Source organism: Burkholderia mycopellens (genome assembly GCF_964265025.1).
GTDB lineage: Bacteria > Pseudomonadota > Gammaproteobacteria > Burkholderiales > Burkholderiaceae > Burkholderia.
In genome coordinates, this window is sequence record NZ_OZ183803.1 from 2,029,064 (window position 1) to 2,046,368 (window position 17,305).

The 17,305-nt window shown below is 66.9% G+C and carries 11 protein-coding genes; 7 read left to right on the plus strand and 4 right to left on the minus strand.

What is annotated here, in order from left to right:
• Positions 1–39 precede the first annotated feature (39 nt).
• From ACPTTC_RS27340 to ACPTTC_RS27355, 4 genes are all read right to left on the minus strand, one after another.
• Entirely contained in the window at positions 40–3,465 is a 3,426-nt protein-coding gene (locus ACPTTC_RS27340) for a DUF2126 domain-containing protein (protein ID WP_423394712.1), read from the minus strand.
• A gap of 96 nt (positions 3,466–3,561) precedes the next feature.
• Entirely contained in the window at positions 3,562–4,539 is a 978-nt protein-coding gene (locus ACPTTC_RS27345; RefSeq protein ID WP_423394713.1) for a transglutaminase family protein, read from the minus strand.
• Positions 4,540–4,547: 8 nt separating this feature from the next.
• Entirely contained in the window at positions 4,548–5,489 is a 942-nt protein-coding gene (locus ACPTTC_RS27350; RefSeq protein WP_175950574.1) for an alpha-E domain-containing protein, read from the minus strand.
• 64 nt (positions 5,490–5,553) lie between these two features.
• On the minus strand, positions 5,554–6,969 hold the full coding sequence (locus ACPTTC_RS27355; RefSeq protein WP_175950575.1) for a circularly permuted type 2 ATP-grasp protein: 1,416 nt from the start codon (positions 6,967–6,969) through the stop codon (positions 5,554–5,556).
• Positions 6,970–7,569: 600 nt separating this feature from the next.
• Between ACPTTC_RS27355 and ACPTTC_RS27360 the strand changes: the two genes are divergently transcribed.
• The 7 genes from ACPTTC_RS27360 to ACPTTC_RS27390 all read left to right on the plus strand — a co-directional run bounded on the left by ACPTTC_RS27360 (position 7,570) and on the right by ACPTTC_RS27390 (position 17,211).
• Entirely contained in the window at positions 7,570–8,568 is a 999-nt protein-coding gene (locus ACPTTC_RS27360) for a LysR substrate-binding domain-containing protein (protein WP_423394714.1), read from the plus strand.
• A gap of 703 nt (positions 8,569–9,271) precedes the next feature.
• Positions 9,272–9,709: a hypothetical protein gene (locus tag ACPTTC_RS27365; protein WP_423395724.1), complete on the plus strand. Its 438-nt coding sequence runs from the start codon at positions 9,272–9,274 to the stop codon at positions 9,707–9,709.
• A 63-nt stretch (positions 9,710–9,772) separates the two neighbouring features.
• Entirely contained in the window at positions 9,773–10,573 is an 801-nt protein-coding gene (locus ACPTTC_RS27370; RefSeq protein ID WP_423394715.1) for a hypothetical protein, read from the plus strand.
• A gap of 98 nt (positions 10,574–10,671) precedes the next feature.
• Positions 10,672–13,368 carry a poly-beta-1,6 N-acetyl-D-glucosamine export porin PgaA gene (gene pgaA / locus ACPTTC_RS27375; protein ID WP_423394716.1) on the plus strand — a complete coding sequence of 899 codons (2,697 nt, stop codon included), beginning with the start codon at positions 10,672–10,674 and terminating at the stop codon, positions 13,366–13,368.
• A 15-nt stretch (positions 13,369–13,383) separates the two neighbouring features.
• Positions 13,384–15,477, plus strand: coding sequence for a poly-beta-1,6-N-acetyl-D-glucosamine N-deacetylase PgaB (gene pgaB, locus ACPTTC_RS27380; RefSeq protein ID WP_423394717.1), 2,094 nt, complete (start codon positions 13,384–13,386; stop codon positions 15,475–15,477).
• Complete coding sequence (gene pgaC, locus ACPTTC_RS27385) at positions 15,474–16,745, plus strand: poly-beta-1,6-N-acetyl-D-glucosamine synthase (protein ID WP_423394718.1); 1,272 nt, start codon at positions 15,474–15,476, stop codon at positions 16,743–16,745. Before pgaB ends, pgaC begins: the two co-directional genes overlap by 4 nt.
• Positions 16,723–17,211, plus strand: coding sequence for a Biofilm PGA synthesis auxiliary protein PgaD (locus ACPTTC_RS27390; protein WP_226194889.1), 489 nt, complete (start codon positions 16,723–16,725; stop codon positions 17,209–17,211). The genes pgaC and ACPTTC_RS27390 overlap by 23 nt, the downstream gene beginning before the upstream one ends.
• Positions 17,212–17,305 lie beyond the last annotated feature (94 nt).

Genomic DNA, 17,305 nt, shown 5'->3' on the forward strand with positions numbered 1-17,305 from the left:
CGCGAACCGAGCATCGTCGTCCGTCCTGTCATCGTCCGGTCACGGCCGTCGCAGGTCGAGCGTGAACGGAAATTCGCGGCTCGGCGCGGCGGCCGCGACATCCATCCGCCCCGGCGTATGCCCCATCTCGACGAAGCGTGCGAGCCGGCGGCTTTCGGCTTCGTACGCATTGACCGGGAACGTCGCGTAGTTGCGCCCGCCCGGATGCGCGACGTGATAGCGGCAGCCGCCGAGCGAGCGCTGCAGCCACGTATCGACGATGTCGAACGTGAGCGGTGCATGCACGCCGATGGTCGGATGCAGCGCGGACGGCGGCGACCACGCCTTGTAGCGCACGCCCGCGACGTATTCGCCGACGGTGCCGGTCGGCTGCAGCGGCAGCGCGCGGCCATTCACGGTCACGACGTGCCGGTTGTCGTTGAGCCCCGTCACGCGCACTTCGAGCCGCTCGACCGACGAATCGACATAGCGCACCGTGCCGCCGGGCGCGCCCTCCTCGCCCATCACGTGCCACGGCTCCAGCGCGCCGCGCAGCGACAGCTGCATGCCGTTCACCGCGATCTGGCCGAACAACGGGAAGCGGAATTCGAAGTGCGGCGCGAACCACGCCGGGTCGAACGCGAATCCGGCGTCACGCAGTTCGGTCAGCACGTCGTCGAAATCCATCTGAAGAAACGCGGGCAGCATGAAGCGGTCGTGCAGCGCGGTGCCCCAGCGCGTGAGCGGCGTCGTGTACGGCGCGGCCCAGAAACGGGCGACCAGCGCGCGCAGCAGCAATTGCTGCACGATGCTCATCCGCGCATGCGGCGGCATCTCGAATGCGCGCAACTCGAGCAGGCCGAGCCGGCCGGTCGACGCATCCGGCGAATACAGCTTGTCGATGCAGAACTCGCTGCGGTGCGTGTTGCCGGTCACGTCGATCAGCAGGTTGCGCAGCACGCGGTCGACCAGCCACGGCGGCATGTCCTGCCCGTACAGCAGCTTGTTGCGCTGGATCTCCGCGAACGCGATGTCGAGTTCGTAGAGCTGGTCGTTGCGCGCCTCGTCGACGCGCGGCGCCTGGCTCGTCGGTCCGATGAACAGCCCGGAGAACAGGTACGACAGCGACGGATGGTTGTGCCAGTACGCGATCAGGCTCGCCAGCAGGTCCGGGCGGCGCAGGAACGGGCTGTCGGCCGGTGTCGCGCCGCCAAGCACGAAGTGGTTGCCGCCCCCGGTGCCGACGTGACGGCCGTCGACCATGAACTTCTCGCTGCACAGCCGCGACTGCCATGCGGCGTCGTACAGGAATTCGGTGTGGTTGACGAGCTCGTCGAAGTTGGTCGCCGGATGGATGTTCACCTCGATCACGCCGGGATCGGGCGTCACCTGCAGCAGCTTCAGCCGTGCGTCGCGCGGCGGCGGATAGCCTTCGAGCACCAGCTTCACGCCGAGCGCGTGCGCGGTCAACTCGATCGCGCCGAGCAGGTCGAGATAATCCTCGAGCGCGGCCAGCGGCGGCATGAACAGGTACAGGATGCCGTTGCGCACTTCGACGCACAGCGCCGTGCGCGTGATCCACGCGGCGGATTCGAAGCGCTCGGGGAGGCGGTTCGGGTCGCGCGCGGCCGGCCGCCCGCCGGCCACGCCGTCGTCGCGCCACTGCATCACGGTCTGCGCGGATGCCTCGCGATGCACGCCGGACAGGTAGCGCGGCGCATCGGCGGGACCGGCGTAGCGCGCGCGGATCGCGGCGGCGTCCGGCAGCGCGGTGCGCGGCGCGAACGGATCGCGCTCGACCAGATACGGATAGTCGGCACGGCTCGCCCACGGCAGCGAATCGAGCGGCAGCCGATAGCCCATCGGCGAATCGCCGGGCACGAGGTACATCCGCTCGTCGCGGAAGAACCACGGGCCCGTCTGCCAGCGCGGCCCGTCGAGGTCCGGCCGATGGCGGCCCTGTGCGTCTTCCGCGCGCTTGACCGGCAGCACGTAGCCGACCACGCTGTCGAGCTGCTGCTCGAACACCTTGCGCAGCCGCGCGCGTTCGAGCTCGTCGTCGAGACGCGAGTCGAACGGGTCGACGTTGACCGGCAGCCGACGCTCACGCCACAGGTAGTACCAGACGTCCTCGTAGCCGGGCAGGATGAATTCGCCGGTCAGGTTCAGCCGCGCGGCCAGCGCGTCGATGAAGCGCTTCGCGTCGTCTGTCGTATAGGCGGACGGCTCGCGCTCGTCGGCGAACAGCGACGGATCGTGCCACACGGGCTGGCCGTCGGCACGCCAGTAGATCGACAACGCCCAGCGCGGCAGTTGCTCGCCCGGATACCACTTGCCCTGCCCGAAATGCAGGAAGCCGCCGTCGCCGTATTCGGCGCGCAGCCGCTGCACGAGCTCGGTCGCATAGCCGCGCTTGGTCGGGCCGAGCGCATCGGTATTCCACTCGGCGCCGTCGCGATCGTCGATCGACACGAAGGTCGGCTCGCCGCCTTGCGTGAGCCGCACGTCACCGGCCGCGAGCGCGCCGTCGACCTGCGCGCCGAGCGCCAGCACGCCGTCCCATTGCGATTCCGTGTACGGCTTCGTCACGCGCGGCGATTCGTACACGCGCGTCACGGCCATCTCGTGCTCGAACGACACCTCGCACTCGTCGATCAGCCCCTCGACCGGCGCGGCGCTCGTCGGCTGCGGCGTGCAAGCCAGCGGGATGTGGCCTTCGCCGGCGAGCAGGCCCGAGGTCGGGTCGAAGCCGATCCAGCCGGCGCCGGGCAGGTACACCTCGCACCACGCGTGCAGGTCGGTGAAGTCGACCGACGTGCCGCTCGGGCCGTCGAGCGACTTCACGTCGGGCGTGAGCTGGATCAGGTAGCCCGACACGAAACGCGCGGCGATGCCGAGATGGCGGCACAGCTGCACGAGCAGCCATGCGCTGTCGCGGCACGAGCCCGAGGCCAGCTCGAGCGTCTGCTCGGGCGTCTGCACGCCCGGCTCCATCCGCACGAGATAACCGATGTCGCGCTGCAGTTGCTGGTTCAGCGCGACGAGGAAGTTCACGGTGCCGGCCGGCGTGCGGTCGACGCCGTCGACATACGCGCGAAACAGCGGCGCGGCGCTCGTCTGCGGATCGCACGCGAGATACGGCGCGAGTTCGGTCTTCACTGCGTCGTCATAGCTGAACGGGTACTGCTCCGCACTGGCTTCGAGGAAGAAGTCGAACGGGTTGTACACCGACATCTCGGCGACGAGGTCGATCGTGATCTCGAAGTGCTCGGTGCGCTCCGGGAACACGAGTCGCGCGAGATAGTTCGAGAACGGGTCCTGCTGCCAGTTGATGAAGTGCTGCGCGGGCTCGACCGTCATCGAATACGCGAGGATCGGCGTCCGGCAGTGCGGCGCGGGACGCAGACGCACGACCTGCGGGCCGAGGTTGACGAGCCGGTCGTAGCGATAGCGGGTGGTGTGATGCAGCGCGACGTGGATGGACATGGGAGCTCGGTTCGGGTTGGGCCGGCCGCGCGCCGCGTCGCGCTCGATGCGACGCGGCGGCCCGGCCTGGCGGATTCGGCGAAAGCGTGCGCGAGGTCAGACGAGCTCGGGCGTCTGCACGACGCTGATCTCGACGCCGACGGCCGTCGCGCCGAGCCCCGTCACAGGTTGCGCGTCGCGATAGTCGAGGCCGACCGCGATGCGCACGTAGCGCTCGTCCGGGCAGCGATTCATGAACGGATCGAACCCGACCCAGCCAAGCCCCTCGACGTAGGCCTCGGCCCACGCATGGCCGGCCGGTTGCTGCATCAGCCCGGCCGCTTGCTGCTGCGCGCCGAGCGCCGGCTGCGGCAGCCCCTGCGACTGCGCGGCATGTGACGCGCCGAGCGCCTGCTGCATGCCCTCGCCGCTCTGCAGCGCGAGCGCCTCTTCCTCCTCGACGTCGCCCGCGTTCTGCTTCGCGTCGGCGATGCGCTGCATCGCGCTGTCCGCCAGCACGTAGCCCGAGATATAGCGCGCGGGAATCTTCAGCACGCGCGCGGCCGCGATGAACGCATGCGCATGGTCGCGGCTCGTGCCCTCGCCGCTTTGCAGCGCCGTTTCGGCATCGACGGGCGCGTCGGCGGCCAGGTTCGGCGCATACGCAATGCGGTCGTGCACTTCCGTCATCAGCCAGTGCAGCGCATCGAGGCTGCGCGGCTCGATCGGCAGCGCCTCCGCGAGCGCACGCACGGTGTCGCCCGCCTTCGTGAGCGCGGTCTCGCGCTCGAAGATCCACGGCGGCGCATAGCCTTCAGGATTGCCGATAATGCCCGAGCGGTCCTGCGTCTCGACGACGCCGGCCGCGACGACGACGATCTCGGCCTTCGCGCCGCGGTCGTGCCGCACGAGGTCGATCCGGTTGCCGAGCCCGTCGGCATAAGACAGCGTCGGCTCGACGCCGTCGATCGTGACCTGCCACGCGCGCACCGTCTGACCGGGGCCCGACTGCGGGCGCAACCGCAGCCGTTGCAGCGCATGGGTGGCTTGATCGTCGAACTGATAACGCGAGATGTGTCGGATGGCGAGTCGCATGGCAAGTCTCAGTCGAAGTTGTAGGCCTGGGCGATTTCGAGCCCGAGGCTGTTGTTGCGGCCGATGAAGTCGGTCAGGAACTCGTGCAGGCCGCTCTTGAAGATCCGCTCGACCGACGTATCGGACAGCATTTGCAGGATCTTCGTGGCCGTGTCGTGACACGGGTGTGTCACGCCGTAATCCTTCGCGAGCAGGTTCAGGCTCGACACGACGCGCCCGTAGCAATAGCGCAGCGAACGCGGCATGCGGCCGTTCAGGATCAGGTAGTCGGCGATGTTCATCGGCTTGTACTGCACGTCGTACACCCAGCGGTACGAACGGTGCGCGGCGACGCAGCGCAGGATCGTCTCCCACTGGTAGTTGTCGAGGATCGTGCCGACGTGCGACACCGACGGCAGCAGCAGGTGGTATTTGACGTCGATGATCCGCGCGGTGTTGTCCGCGCGCTCGACGAACGCGCCGATCTGCGCGAAATCGAAGATCTCGTTGCGCAGCATCGTGCTGTAGAAGCTGCCGAGGATCAGCGCGGTTTCGCGCTTCACCTGGTCGAGCACCGCCGGCACCTCGCTTTCCGGCACCGGCTGGGCAAGCGCGCGGCGCAGCGCGAGCCACGCGCCGTTCACGCTCTCCCACGCCTCGCGCGTGAGCGCCGTGCGCACCATCCGCGCATTCGAGCGCGCGGCCTCGATGCACGACAGCACGCTCGACGGGTTGTCACGGTCGCGCAGCAGGTAGTCGGTCACGGTATCGGCCGCATACGCGTCGTATTTCTGCCGATAGCCGTCGTCGGTGCCCGAGCTGACGAGCACCGACGACCATTCGGCCGGCGCGTCGGACGTGCGCGTGAGCGCCATCCGCAGCCCGGCATCGACGATGCGCGCGATGTTCTCCGCGCGCTCGATATAGCGGTACATCCAGTAGAGACCGCTTGCAGTACGTCCCAGAAGCATCTCGTGTCCACTCCGTCTTCATTCGGTTCGCGCGCCGGCTCCGGCGCACGGGGTCGCGTCCGGCTCAGTCGGCCAGCACCCAGGTGTCCTTGGTGCCGCCGCCCTGGCTCGAGTTGACGACGAGCGATCCTTCCTTCAGCGCGACGCGCGTGAGCCCGCCCGGCGTGATGCGGATCCGGTCCGACACCAGCACGAACGGCCGCAGGTCGACGTGGCGCGGCGCGAGGCCGGCTTCGGTCAGGATCGGCGTCGTGGACAGCGCGAGCGTCGGCTGCGCGATGTAGTTCGCGGGGCGCGCGCGCAGCTTCGCGGCAAAGGCTTCGAGCTCGGCCTTCGACGCGCACGGCCCGACCAGCATCCCGTAGCCGCCGGAGCCGTGCACTTCCTTCACGACCAGTTCGTCGAGATGGTCGAGCACGTATTTCAGGCTGTCGGCTTCGCCGCAGCGCCAGGTCGGCACGTTCTCCAGCAGCGCCTTGCGGCCCGTGTAGAACTCGACGATCTCCGGCATGTACGAGTAGATCGCCTTGTCATCGGCGATGCCCGTGCCGGGCGCGTTCGCGATCGTGATGTTGCCCGCGCGGTACACGTCCATGATCCCCGCGACGCCCAGCACCGAATCGGGGCGGAACGTGAGCGGATCGAGGAACGCGTCGTCGACGCGGCGGTACAGCACGTCGATCGGCTGGAAGCCTTCGGTCGTGCGCATCGCGACGCGGCCGTCGATCACCTGCAGGTCGCTGCCCTCGACGAGGTGCACGCCCATCTGGTCGGCGAGGAACGAATGTTCGTAGTACGCGGAATTGTGGATGCCGGGCGTGAGCACGGCGACGGTCGGGTTGTCGGCGTTGCCGCCCGGCGGGCACACGGCCGCGAGCGACTGGCGCAGCATCTGCGGATAGGTCTCGACCGGGCGCACCTTCACCTGCTGGAACAGCTCGGGGAAGAGCTGCATCATCGTCTCGCGGTTTTCCAGCATGTACGACACGCCGGACGGCGTGCGCGCGTTGTCCTCCAGCACGTAGAACGCGTTCTCGCCGGTGCGCACGATGTCCACGCCGATGATGTGCGTGTAAACGTTGCCGGGCGGCCGGAAATCGATCATCTCCGGAATGAACGCTTCGTTGTGCGCGATCAGGTGCTTCGGCACGATGCCCGCGCGCACGATTTCCTGGCGATGGTAGATGTCGTCGAGGAACGCGTTGAGCGCCATCACGCGCTGCTCGATGCCGAGCGACAGCCGGCTCCATTCGGCGCCCGAAATGATGCGCGGGACGATGTCGAACGGAATCAGCCGCTCGGCGGCCTCAGCGTCGCCGTAGACGGCGAACGTGATGCCCGTCTTGCGGAACACGCCTTCCGCGTCGTGGGCTTTCTGGGCGAGGCTCGCGGGATTCTGCGTGTCGAGCCACTGCTTCAGGCGCGCGTAGGGCGCCCTTACCATGTCGCCGGATTGCAGCATTTCATCGAATGGCTTCATCGATCTTTTCTCCATCGATCGTTTTCCCCGGCATTGCGCATGCCGGACCGGCGTAATGAATGCTTTGCAAGGAACGTGCCTTGCGCGATCCCATCGATATCCCCCCGTTTTTGCGCCGCGTCAGGCACGCCCGCGCGGCATTGCGCACCACAACGGTGCAACCCCTGACGCGACGGGCGGCCGCGGTGCGCCGCGAACGCGCACGGCCGATGCTGCGCCGCGTCTTTCGAACATAGTTCCCCCGCGTGTCACGAATGTGCAATCTGCACTGCACAAAAAACGGGCCGCCCGGGCGCCGTACCACCGGAACGAAAGGATCGGAAGGCGGGCCGGCACGCGCACGGCGCAACCGGCCCTGGGGGAAGTACCGTCTGCGGCCGCACCGGCAGTTCGACGCGATGAACCGTCCGGTTAGCCGGGTCCGGCACCTCAACGCTATGCAGCCGTAATCCCGCCGACAACGCCCATGCATATTTCGACTGACACCCATCGAAAAAAAACATCGGGCCGACTGGCGCGAGGCGCGGTACGCTAGAAAGTTCGTGCAGCAAACGGTGCCGCCGCCTTTCAGGCGCCCGACTATAAAAAGCGAAGATCGACATGGAAGCAAAGTGGCTGGAAGATTTCCTGAGCCTTGCGGATACCAAGAGCTTTTCCCGGGCCGCGCGTAACCGGCACCTCACGCAGTCGGCATTCAGCAGACGAATTGCCGCACTCGAAACCTGGATGGACGCGAAGCTGGTCGACCGAAGCATCAACCCGATCACGCTGACGCCGGCCGGCCAGATGTTCCGCGGGCTTGCCGCGGACATCCTGCGCAGCATGTATGCGGCGCGCAATCTCGTGAACGGCTACGACCAGTTCGCGGCCAGCGATCAGGTCGTGCGTTTCGCGGTCGCCCACACGCTCGTCTTCACGCTGTTTCCCGAATGGCTGAAGCAGCTCAACGGCGAGGTCGGCCACGTGACCGCGCGCGTCAACGCGGTCAATGTCCCGGAAGGCGTGCAACAGCTCGTCGAAGGTGAATGCGACCTGCTGCTCGGCTATCACCATCCGCAGTTGCCGATCGTGCTCGACCCGAACCACTTCCCGTTCGTCAGCCTCGGCGTCGAACGGATCCTGCCCGTGTCGACGCCGGATGCGCGCGGCAAGCCGGTGTTCCAGCTGCCGGGCACCGCCGATGCGCCGCTGCCGCTGCTCGCGTATTCGTCGGGCGCGTTTCTCGGCAACATCGTCGAGATGCTGCTGCTGAACGCCACCGAGCCGTATGTGCTGCACCGGTGCTTCGAGACGCACATGTCCGAGGCCCTGAAGGGCATGGTCGTGGCCGGGCACGGGATCGGCTGGCTGCCGGAAAGCTGCGTCGCGAAGGAACTCGCGGACGGCACGCTCGTATGCGCGGGTTCGGGCGACTGGATCACCGAGCTCGAGATCCGCCTGTACCGGTCGGCCCGCAAGCGGGGGCTCGCGGCCGAGCAACTGTGGACCTACATCATGAACCGGCCGCGCGCGGCGCTCGAAGGTGCGGCTGACGCGGCCGCACCGGCGGCCGCGCCCGCGATGCGCATCGCGCGGCGCAGCGCGGGCGGCAGCCGCTGATCGTCGCGTTCGCGCCGCTCCCGCAGACGACGCGAACGCGAGTCCGGATTGCGGCAATCCGGTATGCGCATGCGTCCGCGTCGCGCCGTTTCCCGGCGAACGCGATCCGCTCCCCGGCAGCAAGCGGCGATCCCGCCATAGCCTGAATAATTACCACGCCAGACCCGTCATCGTTATCAGAGGAATCGCAATCGTTTGCGTTTCCGGAATGGTTTCTTTACGTCGAACATGGCGTGCCGGCATATTCCGTCTGATTATCATGAAAGAAACACCCTGTTACAGAAAAAAATAAAGTTTTCGATTTCCATGTAACAATCCAAAACGTCGCACGGTCATTTCATATCGCGCGACCTGTATCCGGATCGAAATCAATTCACCCGGAACACAGCCGCAAAAATTTCTTTTATCAGTCGTTATTTTTCGGCACGAAAGTCGATACATCCGACGTGATTCAATGCGTACTGGATCATCGCTACCGGACAGGAATATTCATACTCGGCAATATCGACTTTCTTCATAATTAATAGATTCACGTAAATTCGTCGTTATCCTATTTAAATAGGATATTTAACCGCGTCCCATTCCGGCCACACGCGGTTGTTGGTTAAAAGTCCATCGTGTATCAATAGCATGTCGCAAAAAGAACGCTGGCAAATCTGAATCCGAATAAATGCTCGTCATTGATTCCGGACGGGAGGTTGCAATGTCTTCCTCGTTTCGACAGCATGCTCGCCCCTTCCTGAGCGCCACGCTCTCCGTGCTCTGCGTGAACGCGACGGCCCAGGCGCTCGCGTCCCAGCCACCCGCTCCTGCCCCCGCCTCCGATCCGGGTGCGGGCCGCTACGTCATTTCTTACATCTGCGGCGATGCGCGGATCGACGGCAGCGCACCGCTTCCGCCCGACGGCCGGCCGTACAACCTGGGCGTGTCGTTTGCGTCGGCCAAAACGGGGCAGCCACTCGCCAACGTCCAGGTGCGCCTGCGGCGACATGGTCGCGTCCTCGTCGAATTCAATGCCTCGGGGTCGCGTTGCCTGTTCAGCGTGCCGGATGCGAGCTACCGGGTCGAAGGCACCTATCAGGGCGCCACCCAGTTCGCGATCGTCGAAACGGGTGCGATGACCACGCAGTTGCGATGGTGAGCGCCACCTGCCCCCGCCCGGATCACGACTCTCACCGCAACGTATCGAATCGAGGAGCTTTGAATGACTCGTGCAGAACGACAGGACGACTCGCCCACCCACCAGCCGAAACCCACCTGGGGCCCGGGAAAGAACGCGGCGCTCAGCTTCGTCGCATTCGCCGCAATCTTCGGCATCTTCGCCTACGCCGAGCGGGACACGACGGTCGGCCATGCGAGCGCAGCGCACGACATCTCCGGCATGATCGGAACCGCCGTCGGGAAGACCCGCAAGGCAATCGTGGCCGCAACCGCGCGCGCCACGGGCGCGTCCGGCGGACCCGCGGCTTCGGCTGCCCCCGAGCCGGCGCCGGCACTCGCAAAGGCCGCCCCCTCCTTCACACCGCAGCCGTCCGCTTCGGAAGCCCCCGCGAGCGCGACAGCGCCCCCCGTCACGCTCGCGGCCGAGCAGGAAACTGCGCCGCGGCCCGCACCCCGCGCCGTCGCGCAACACCGGCAGCAACCGCTTGCCCCGCCCGTGACGCTCGCGGCCGGTACGCATGCGACATCGGCCTACGGTCGTGCCGCCGCGCGACACGGTGCCGAGCGTCGTGCGCAGCGTGCCGAAACGCTGGCAGGCACGAGCCGGCGCATGGACTTCGCGCCAAGGCCCCGGCCGTATGGCGCCGACACCGGGCACATGCAGACGGCAAGCATCACGCATGCGGAACTGGAAAGCGCGCGAGCGCTGGCAAAGGCGCGCTCGTGCGCGGTGATCGACGAATGGCGCTGCGTGGAACACAACGCGAGCCGGGCGCTCGCGATCGACCCGACGAACAGCGAATCGCGGGCATTGCTGGGTCAGGCGGTCCGCAACCGGCTCTGAGCCGGGCCCGCATCGCCGAGCACTCGCAGCCCGGCCGCGCGACGGCATGCGTCGCCTGGCAAGCAACCGATGTGGTCGTTTCGAAAGGAGGACCCCTCGTGGACAGCAATCGTCAACAACAATGCACCACCGTCACGCCGTCCAACCGGCGGATCCTCCTGCATGCGCCGCTGGTGTTGCTGCTCGTCGCGTCCGGCCCCTGCTTCGCCGCCGACGGCGATATGGAAGCGGGCCGCGTCAACGAAATCGCCGGGTCCAACGGCGCGCCGGACGCGCCACCGCCCGGCATGCAGCCAACGGTCGTATCGATCCCGATCGCTGACGCGGCGGGCGCCCCACCCCCGCATGCGCCGACGCCGATCGCGCAGGCTTCGGATGCGTCGATGCAGATCGCGCAGGCGTCGAACCCGCAGCCGGCCGTGCCGACCACGGTCGTGGTGGAACCGGAAGCGCCGCGCTCGAGCGCCCCGGTGGCGGGTGCGCGAGCGCCGGATACACCGAAAACGCCGGCACCGGTCGCGCAGACACCGGAAGCGCCGATGCTGCTTGCGCAGGCCGAGATCGCCCGGCCGCCCGATGCATCGGCGCGTCCCGCCTCGACGACGCCCGACACGTCTGCCCCCGCTTCGCCGGCGCCGGTCGTGCCGGCTTCGGACATCCCGTCGAAGGTCGCGCAAGCCGCCCCCGCCACACCGTCGAATGCGCCGACGCAGATCGCGCAGGCCTCCGGCACCCCGATGCCGACCTCGCCTGCGCCTGTTCCCCGGATGCCTGACTCGCCACCGCCGTCGTCTCCGGCGCCGAACGCCCGGACGCCCGGCGCCCAGCTACCCGGCGAACCGACACAACCCTCGCAAGGCCCCGACGTCGAGGCCCCGAACGCCCAGGCGCCGAATCTCCGTACCGCCGATGTCGAGACCGTGCGCAACGACGTGTTCGGTCTCGCGGCGAGCGGCGGCGCGATCAAGGCGCTCGACGAAGCGAAGGCGCGGCCCGATGCGTTCTCTGCCGTCGACATCGCGCAACTCGAGGAACTGTCGATTCGCCAGCAGGTGCGCGGCGGCCGCGACAAGTCGCGCGCGATGACGAGTTCCGACCGCTTCGACGGCATCGACAACGCGCTGCGCGCGGCCGACGATCTCGACAAGCGGATGCCGGCCACGCCCGAGTACACACCGGTCCGGACGGCGCTCGCGGGCGACCGCACGGTCGCCTATGCGGCGCGCGGCGACATGAAGACGGCCGTCACGACGTTCGAGACCATTCCGTCGAACGCGGAGATCTCGATCGATGCGCTGTCGGCTGTCGGCGACGCCTACCTGTACCTGAGCGAACCGGCCAAGGCAACCGCCGTGTACCAGCGCGCACTGAAGCAGGCGAGCACATCGTCGACGGACCGCGCGACCCGCGGCTTCCAGTACGGTGCACGCACGCGCCCGATCGAACTGCGCGAAGGGCTGTTCTGGTCGTACGTCGACCAGGGCCGCGCGGCCGACGCGAAGCAGGTGCTCGACGAAATGGGCGCGTCGCTGCCGCCGGCCAAGGAGGTCCGCACCTACGGCCCGGAGGAAGGCGACTATCTGCGCTACTACCGGCTGCGCGCGCAATACCTGATCTACACGGGTCACGTCGACCAGGGGATCGCCGCGCTCGAAGCGCTCGAGAAGCAGGTGCCGTTCAACGCGGAGATCCGTGCCGCGCACGCCGATGCGGTGTCCGGCCAGTCGCATCCGCGCCAGGCGATCGCGATGTATCGCGCGTCGCTGACCGACCACCCGGACAGCGTCGAGATGCTCGCGGGCCTCGGCCGCGCGGCGCTCACGGCCGACGACTACGCGACCGCGAAGAGCGTCGACCAGACCCTGGACAACACGTTCCCGGACAGCGGCGCCGTGCGCGGATTCAAGCGCGACTACAGCGCGTACCGCAGCCCCGTGTTCACGACCGACCTGAGCTACGAGCACGGCAACAGCGCACTGGCCGACAACAGCTTCACGTCGGACAGCTATGTGTATTCGCAACCGTTCGGCGACAACTGGCGCGTCTTCTCGCACACGTTCTTCGGCTATGCGCAGACCGACTCCGGCAACGTCAGCCGCACGCGTACGGGCGTCGGCGGCGACTACCGGCACGGGCCGCTCACGGTCCTGGGCGAAGTCACGCGCTCGTTCGGCACGGACGGCCGAACCGGCGGCCGCGGGTCGGTCGCTTACGCGCTGAACGATTACTGGACGGTCAGCGGCGAGCTCGACACCAACGACAACTCGCTGCCGTGGAAGGCGTATGTCGCGCACATCTGGGGCCGCTCGGCGAACGTCTCGGTCGTGTATCGCCAGAACGACCGTCGCGAGGTCAAGCTGAGCTACGGCGTGAGCCGCTACAGCGATTCGAACCTGCACCAGGAGATCTCGGCAACCGCCACGCAGCGCGTGTATACGAGCGCCAACCAGCAGGTCAACGTATCGCTGGATCTCGGCACCGACAGCAACACGCGCCAGGACGCGCCCTACTTCAACCCGGGCCGCGACTATGCGGCCGCGGCGACCGTCATGCACCAGCTGACCCTGTGGAAGCAGGGCGACATGGGGTTGCAGCAGCGCGTCTCGGTGTCCGGCGGCGTGTACAACGAGCGCGGCTTCGGCACCAGCCCCCTGTGGAGCGCGCGCCTCGAGCACGCGTGGACGTTCAAGCATGACATCACGCTGAGCTATGGCGTCGAGATCAGCAGCCACGCGTACGACGGCGAGCGCGAACGCTCCGAAACCGGCTTCATGTCGGTCAACCTGCCGTTCTAGCAAGGAGATCGAGTCATGCAATCCCGACGAACCTTCATGTGCGGATGCCTCGGTACGTTTGCCGCCTGTTCGCTGTTTCCCGGCGTGACCAACGCCAGGATGATCGACCTGCTGCCGCCGTCCGATCCGGCCGACGGCAAGACGTTTCGCGTGATCTGCATGCATGACGTGCGCGACAACCTGATGGCGTCGTTTTCGTCGGCGTCGGCGCTGGTCGACCCGTTCGCGGTCGATACCGGTACGCTGACCGCGATCTTCTCGTGGCTGCAGACCAACAACTACCACACCATCACGGTCAAGCAGATCGAGGAGTCGCGGCACGGCGGCCAGCCGCTGCCGCCGCGCGCGGTGCTTCTCACGTTCGACGACGGCTTTCGCAGCCACTACACGAAGGTGCTGCCGCTGCTCGAGCGGTTCAAGTATCCGGCCGTGATGGGCATCGTCACCGCGTGGATCGATACACCGCCGGATACGCCGATCCGCCTCAGCGACACGGTCCAGGTGCCGCGCGACTACTTCATGTCGTGGGACGAGGTGAAGCAGGTCGGCCAGTCGCCGCTCGTCGAGCTCGGCTGCCACACGCACAACCTCCATCACGGCGCGGTCGCGAATCCGCAAGGCAACGAGTTGCCGGCGACCACGTCGCACCTTTACCTGCAAGACGAGAAGCGCTATGAAACCGACGCCGAATTCGAAGCGCGCGTGCACGACGACCTGCAGACATGCGTGCGCCAGATCCACGAACATACCGGCATCGTCGCACGCTCGATGGTTTGGCCATACGGCGCGGAAAACCAGCCCGTGCGCCAGATATCGACGTCACTCGGCATGGACATCCAGTTCAGCCTCGATGCCGGCCCGAATACGCCGGACGTGCCGCTGGACCGGCTGCGGCGGATTCTGATGATGTACGACGTCGACATCGGCGGGTTCGAGCGCTCGATGCGCGAGCCGGCTTCGAACCGCGGCGACGTCGACGTGCCCGAGCGCACCGTGCAGGTCGACCTGGACCAGGTCTACGATCCGGACCCCGCGCGGCAGGAAGCGAATCTCGGCAAGCTGATCGAACGCATCTACCGGATGCAGCCCAAATCGGTGTACCTGCAGGCGTATGCGGACCCGAAAGGCACGGGCGTGGCCGAATCCGTGTATTTCCCGAACCGGCACCTGCCGATGCGCGCCGACCTGTTCTCGCGTGCCGCGTGGCAGCTCAACACGCGTTCCAACGTGCAGGTGTACGCATGGATGCCGGTGCTCGCGTTCCGGCCGCCGGCCGACAGGCAGCGCGGGCTCGAGGCCGTGAGCGCCTACGGCGGCGCGCCGCCCCGCGAGAACGGCACGCGCACGTTCCGCCTGAGCCCGTTCGATCCGGACGCGCGGCTGATGATCCAGCAGATCTACGAAGATCTCAGCAAGCACGCATCGTTCAGCGGCATCCTGTTCAGCGACGACGCCGTGCTCGACGACTACGAGGATGCGGGCCGGCACGCGCTGCGCACCTATTCGCAGTGGGGGCTGCCGGCCGACGTCGGCAAGATCCGCGAGAATCCCGACCTGATGAAACGCTGGACCCGGCAGAAGTCTCGCTACCTGATCGACCTGACCCGCCAGCTCGAACAGATCGTGCTGGCCCACCAGAACGTGGGCGACGTGCTGACCGCGCGCAACATCTTCGCGTTGCCGGTGCTCAAGCCCGAATCGGAAGCGTGGTATGCGCAGAACTACGACGATTTCCTCGCCACGTACGACTACGTCGCGCTGATGGCGATGCCGTACATGGAACAGGCGAAGGATCCCGAAGGCTGGATGGACCAGCTCGTGCAGGCCGTCCGTGCGAAGAAGCTCGGACTGCAGCGCACCGTGTTCGAACTGCAGTCGTACGACTGGCACGCGCACAAGGACGTGGCGGCCGGCACGCTGCTCGCGCAGATGCGGCGGCTGCGCAGCGAGGGTGCGGTGAATTTCGGCTACTACCCGGACAACTTCCTGAACGACCGGCCGGATCTCGACGCGATGCGCGACGTGATGTCGTTGCAGTCGCGCCTCGACCCGACCTCGATCAACGCACTGATGCAGATGCAGAAAACACCGGGGACGAGGACGCCATGACCACCCACAGCCTCATCCAGCGCCTGCAGGATTTCGTCTTCTACTATCCGTTCTTCATGTCGTACCTGTGGATGATCGGCGGCGTCGTGCACTACTTCCTGCTCGAGGAAGGCCGCGAGCTGTCCACGCGGACGATCGCGTCGAGCGGCATCCCAAAGATCTCGATCGTCGTGCCCTGCTTCAACGAAGCCGCGAACGCGCGCAGCGTGATCCGCCACCTGGACCGGATGCAGTATCCGAACTACGACATCATCGCGGTCAACGACGGCAGCCAGGATCGCACCGGCGAGATCCTCAACGAGCTCGCCGTCGAGATCCCGAGGCTGCTCGTGATCCATCACGCGCGCAACGAAGGCAAGGCGGTCGGCCTCACGACCGCGGCGGCCGTGTCGAACGCGGAATACCTGCTGTGCATCGACGGCGATGCGCTGCTCGCGCACGACGCGATCGGCTGGATGCTCGAGCATTTCCTGACCGATCCGGGCGTCGGCGCCGTGACCGGCAACCCGCGCATCCGCACGCGCACGTCGCTGCTCGGCCGCATGCAGGTCGGCGAATTCTCGTCGATCGTCGGGCTGATCAAGCGCACGCAGCAGGTGTACGGCCGCATCTTCACGGTATCCGGCGTGATCACGATGTTCCGCAAGACCGCGCTCGCCGACGTCGGCTACTGGAGTTCGGACATGCTGACCGAGGACATCGACATCAGCTGGAAGCTGCAGTGTCGCGACTGGCGCGTCGTGTACGAGCCGCACGCGCTGAGCTGGATCCTGATGCCGGAGACGGTGAAAGGCCTGTTCCGGCAGCGGTTGCGCTGGTCGAAGGGCGGCATCCAGGTGCTGATGAAGTACGCGGGCACGCTCGCGCGGCCAACGCAGATGATGATGTGGCCGCTGTTCGCGGAGTACCTGATCGGCATTGCGTGGGCCTACTCGATGTCGTTCATCCTGCTGCTCGCACTCATCGGTGTCGTGTACCCGCTGCCGCAAAGCTGGCACGTATCGGTCGTGCCGCACTGGCACGGCATGCTGCTGGTCGCCACCTGCATCATGCAACTGATCATCGGCAGCATGATCGATCGTCGGTACGACGAAAAACTCCTGATGTATTTCCTTGACACCGTCTGGTATCCCGTCGCCTTCTGGCTGATCAGCATGATCACCACCGTCGTCGCCCTGCCTGCCATCGTGCTGCGGGGCCGCGGCAAGCGGGCCGTATGGGTCAGCCCCGACCGAGGCATTCAACATGAAGAACGCGCCGATTATTGACCTTTCCCTGCGCGCACCGCGCGAAATGATCGCCGAGCGCGGCCGCATCGTCGGGTCCGTGCTGATCATCTGGTTCCGGCTCTTGCGGCCGGCACTCGTGGGCGCCGTATGGGCATCGATCTGCATCTATACGTACCGCTACCTGCTGCCGTTCAACCCGGCCGAGATGCCGATCGAACAGATGGTGTTCTACGCGACCGGCATCGCGATCATCGCCGGCACCATCGTCACGTGGCTGATCGCGGGGCGCGTCGTGCATCCGCTGGCGTACCGGCTGCGCGTGTCGAAGATGCTGCGCCGCTCGGCCAGCGCAAAGGTGCGCTCGGTGCCGGCGAACGCCCTGGCCGGCGCCCACCGGCGCGGCGCGCGGCGCACCACGCGCATTCTCGTCGCGTCGCACGACGCGAACGGCTCGATATCCGGCATCGAATGGGTAACCCACGCGGGGCCGCAGCCCCGCGAGTAGGTCGGCGCAGACGCGCCGCCGCGCACGGCACCGCATCGGTGCCGCGCGGCGCCGCTCCCGACACCGTGCTGCCTTGCGTGGCCGGCAGCGCGGC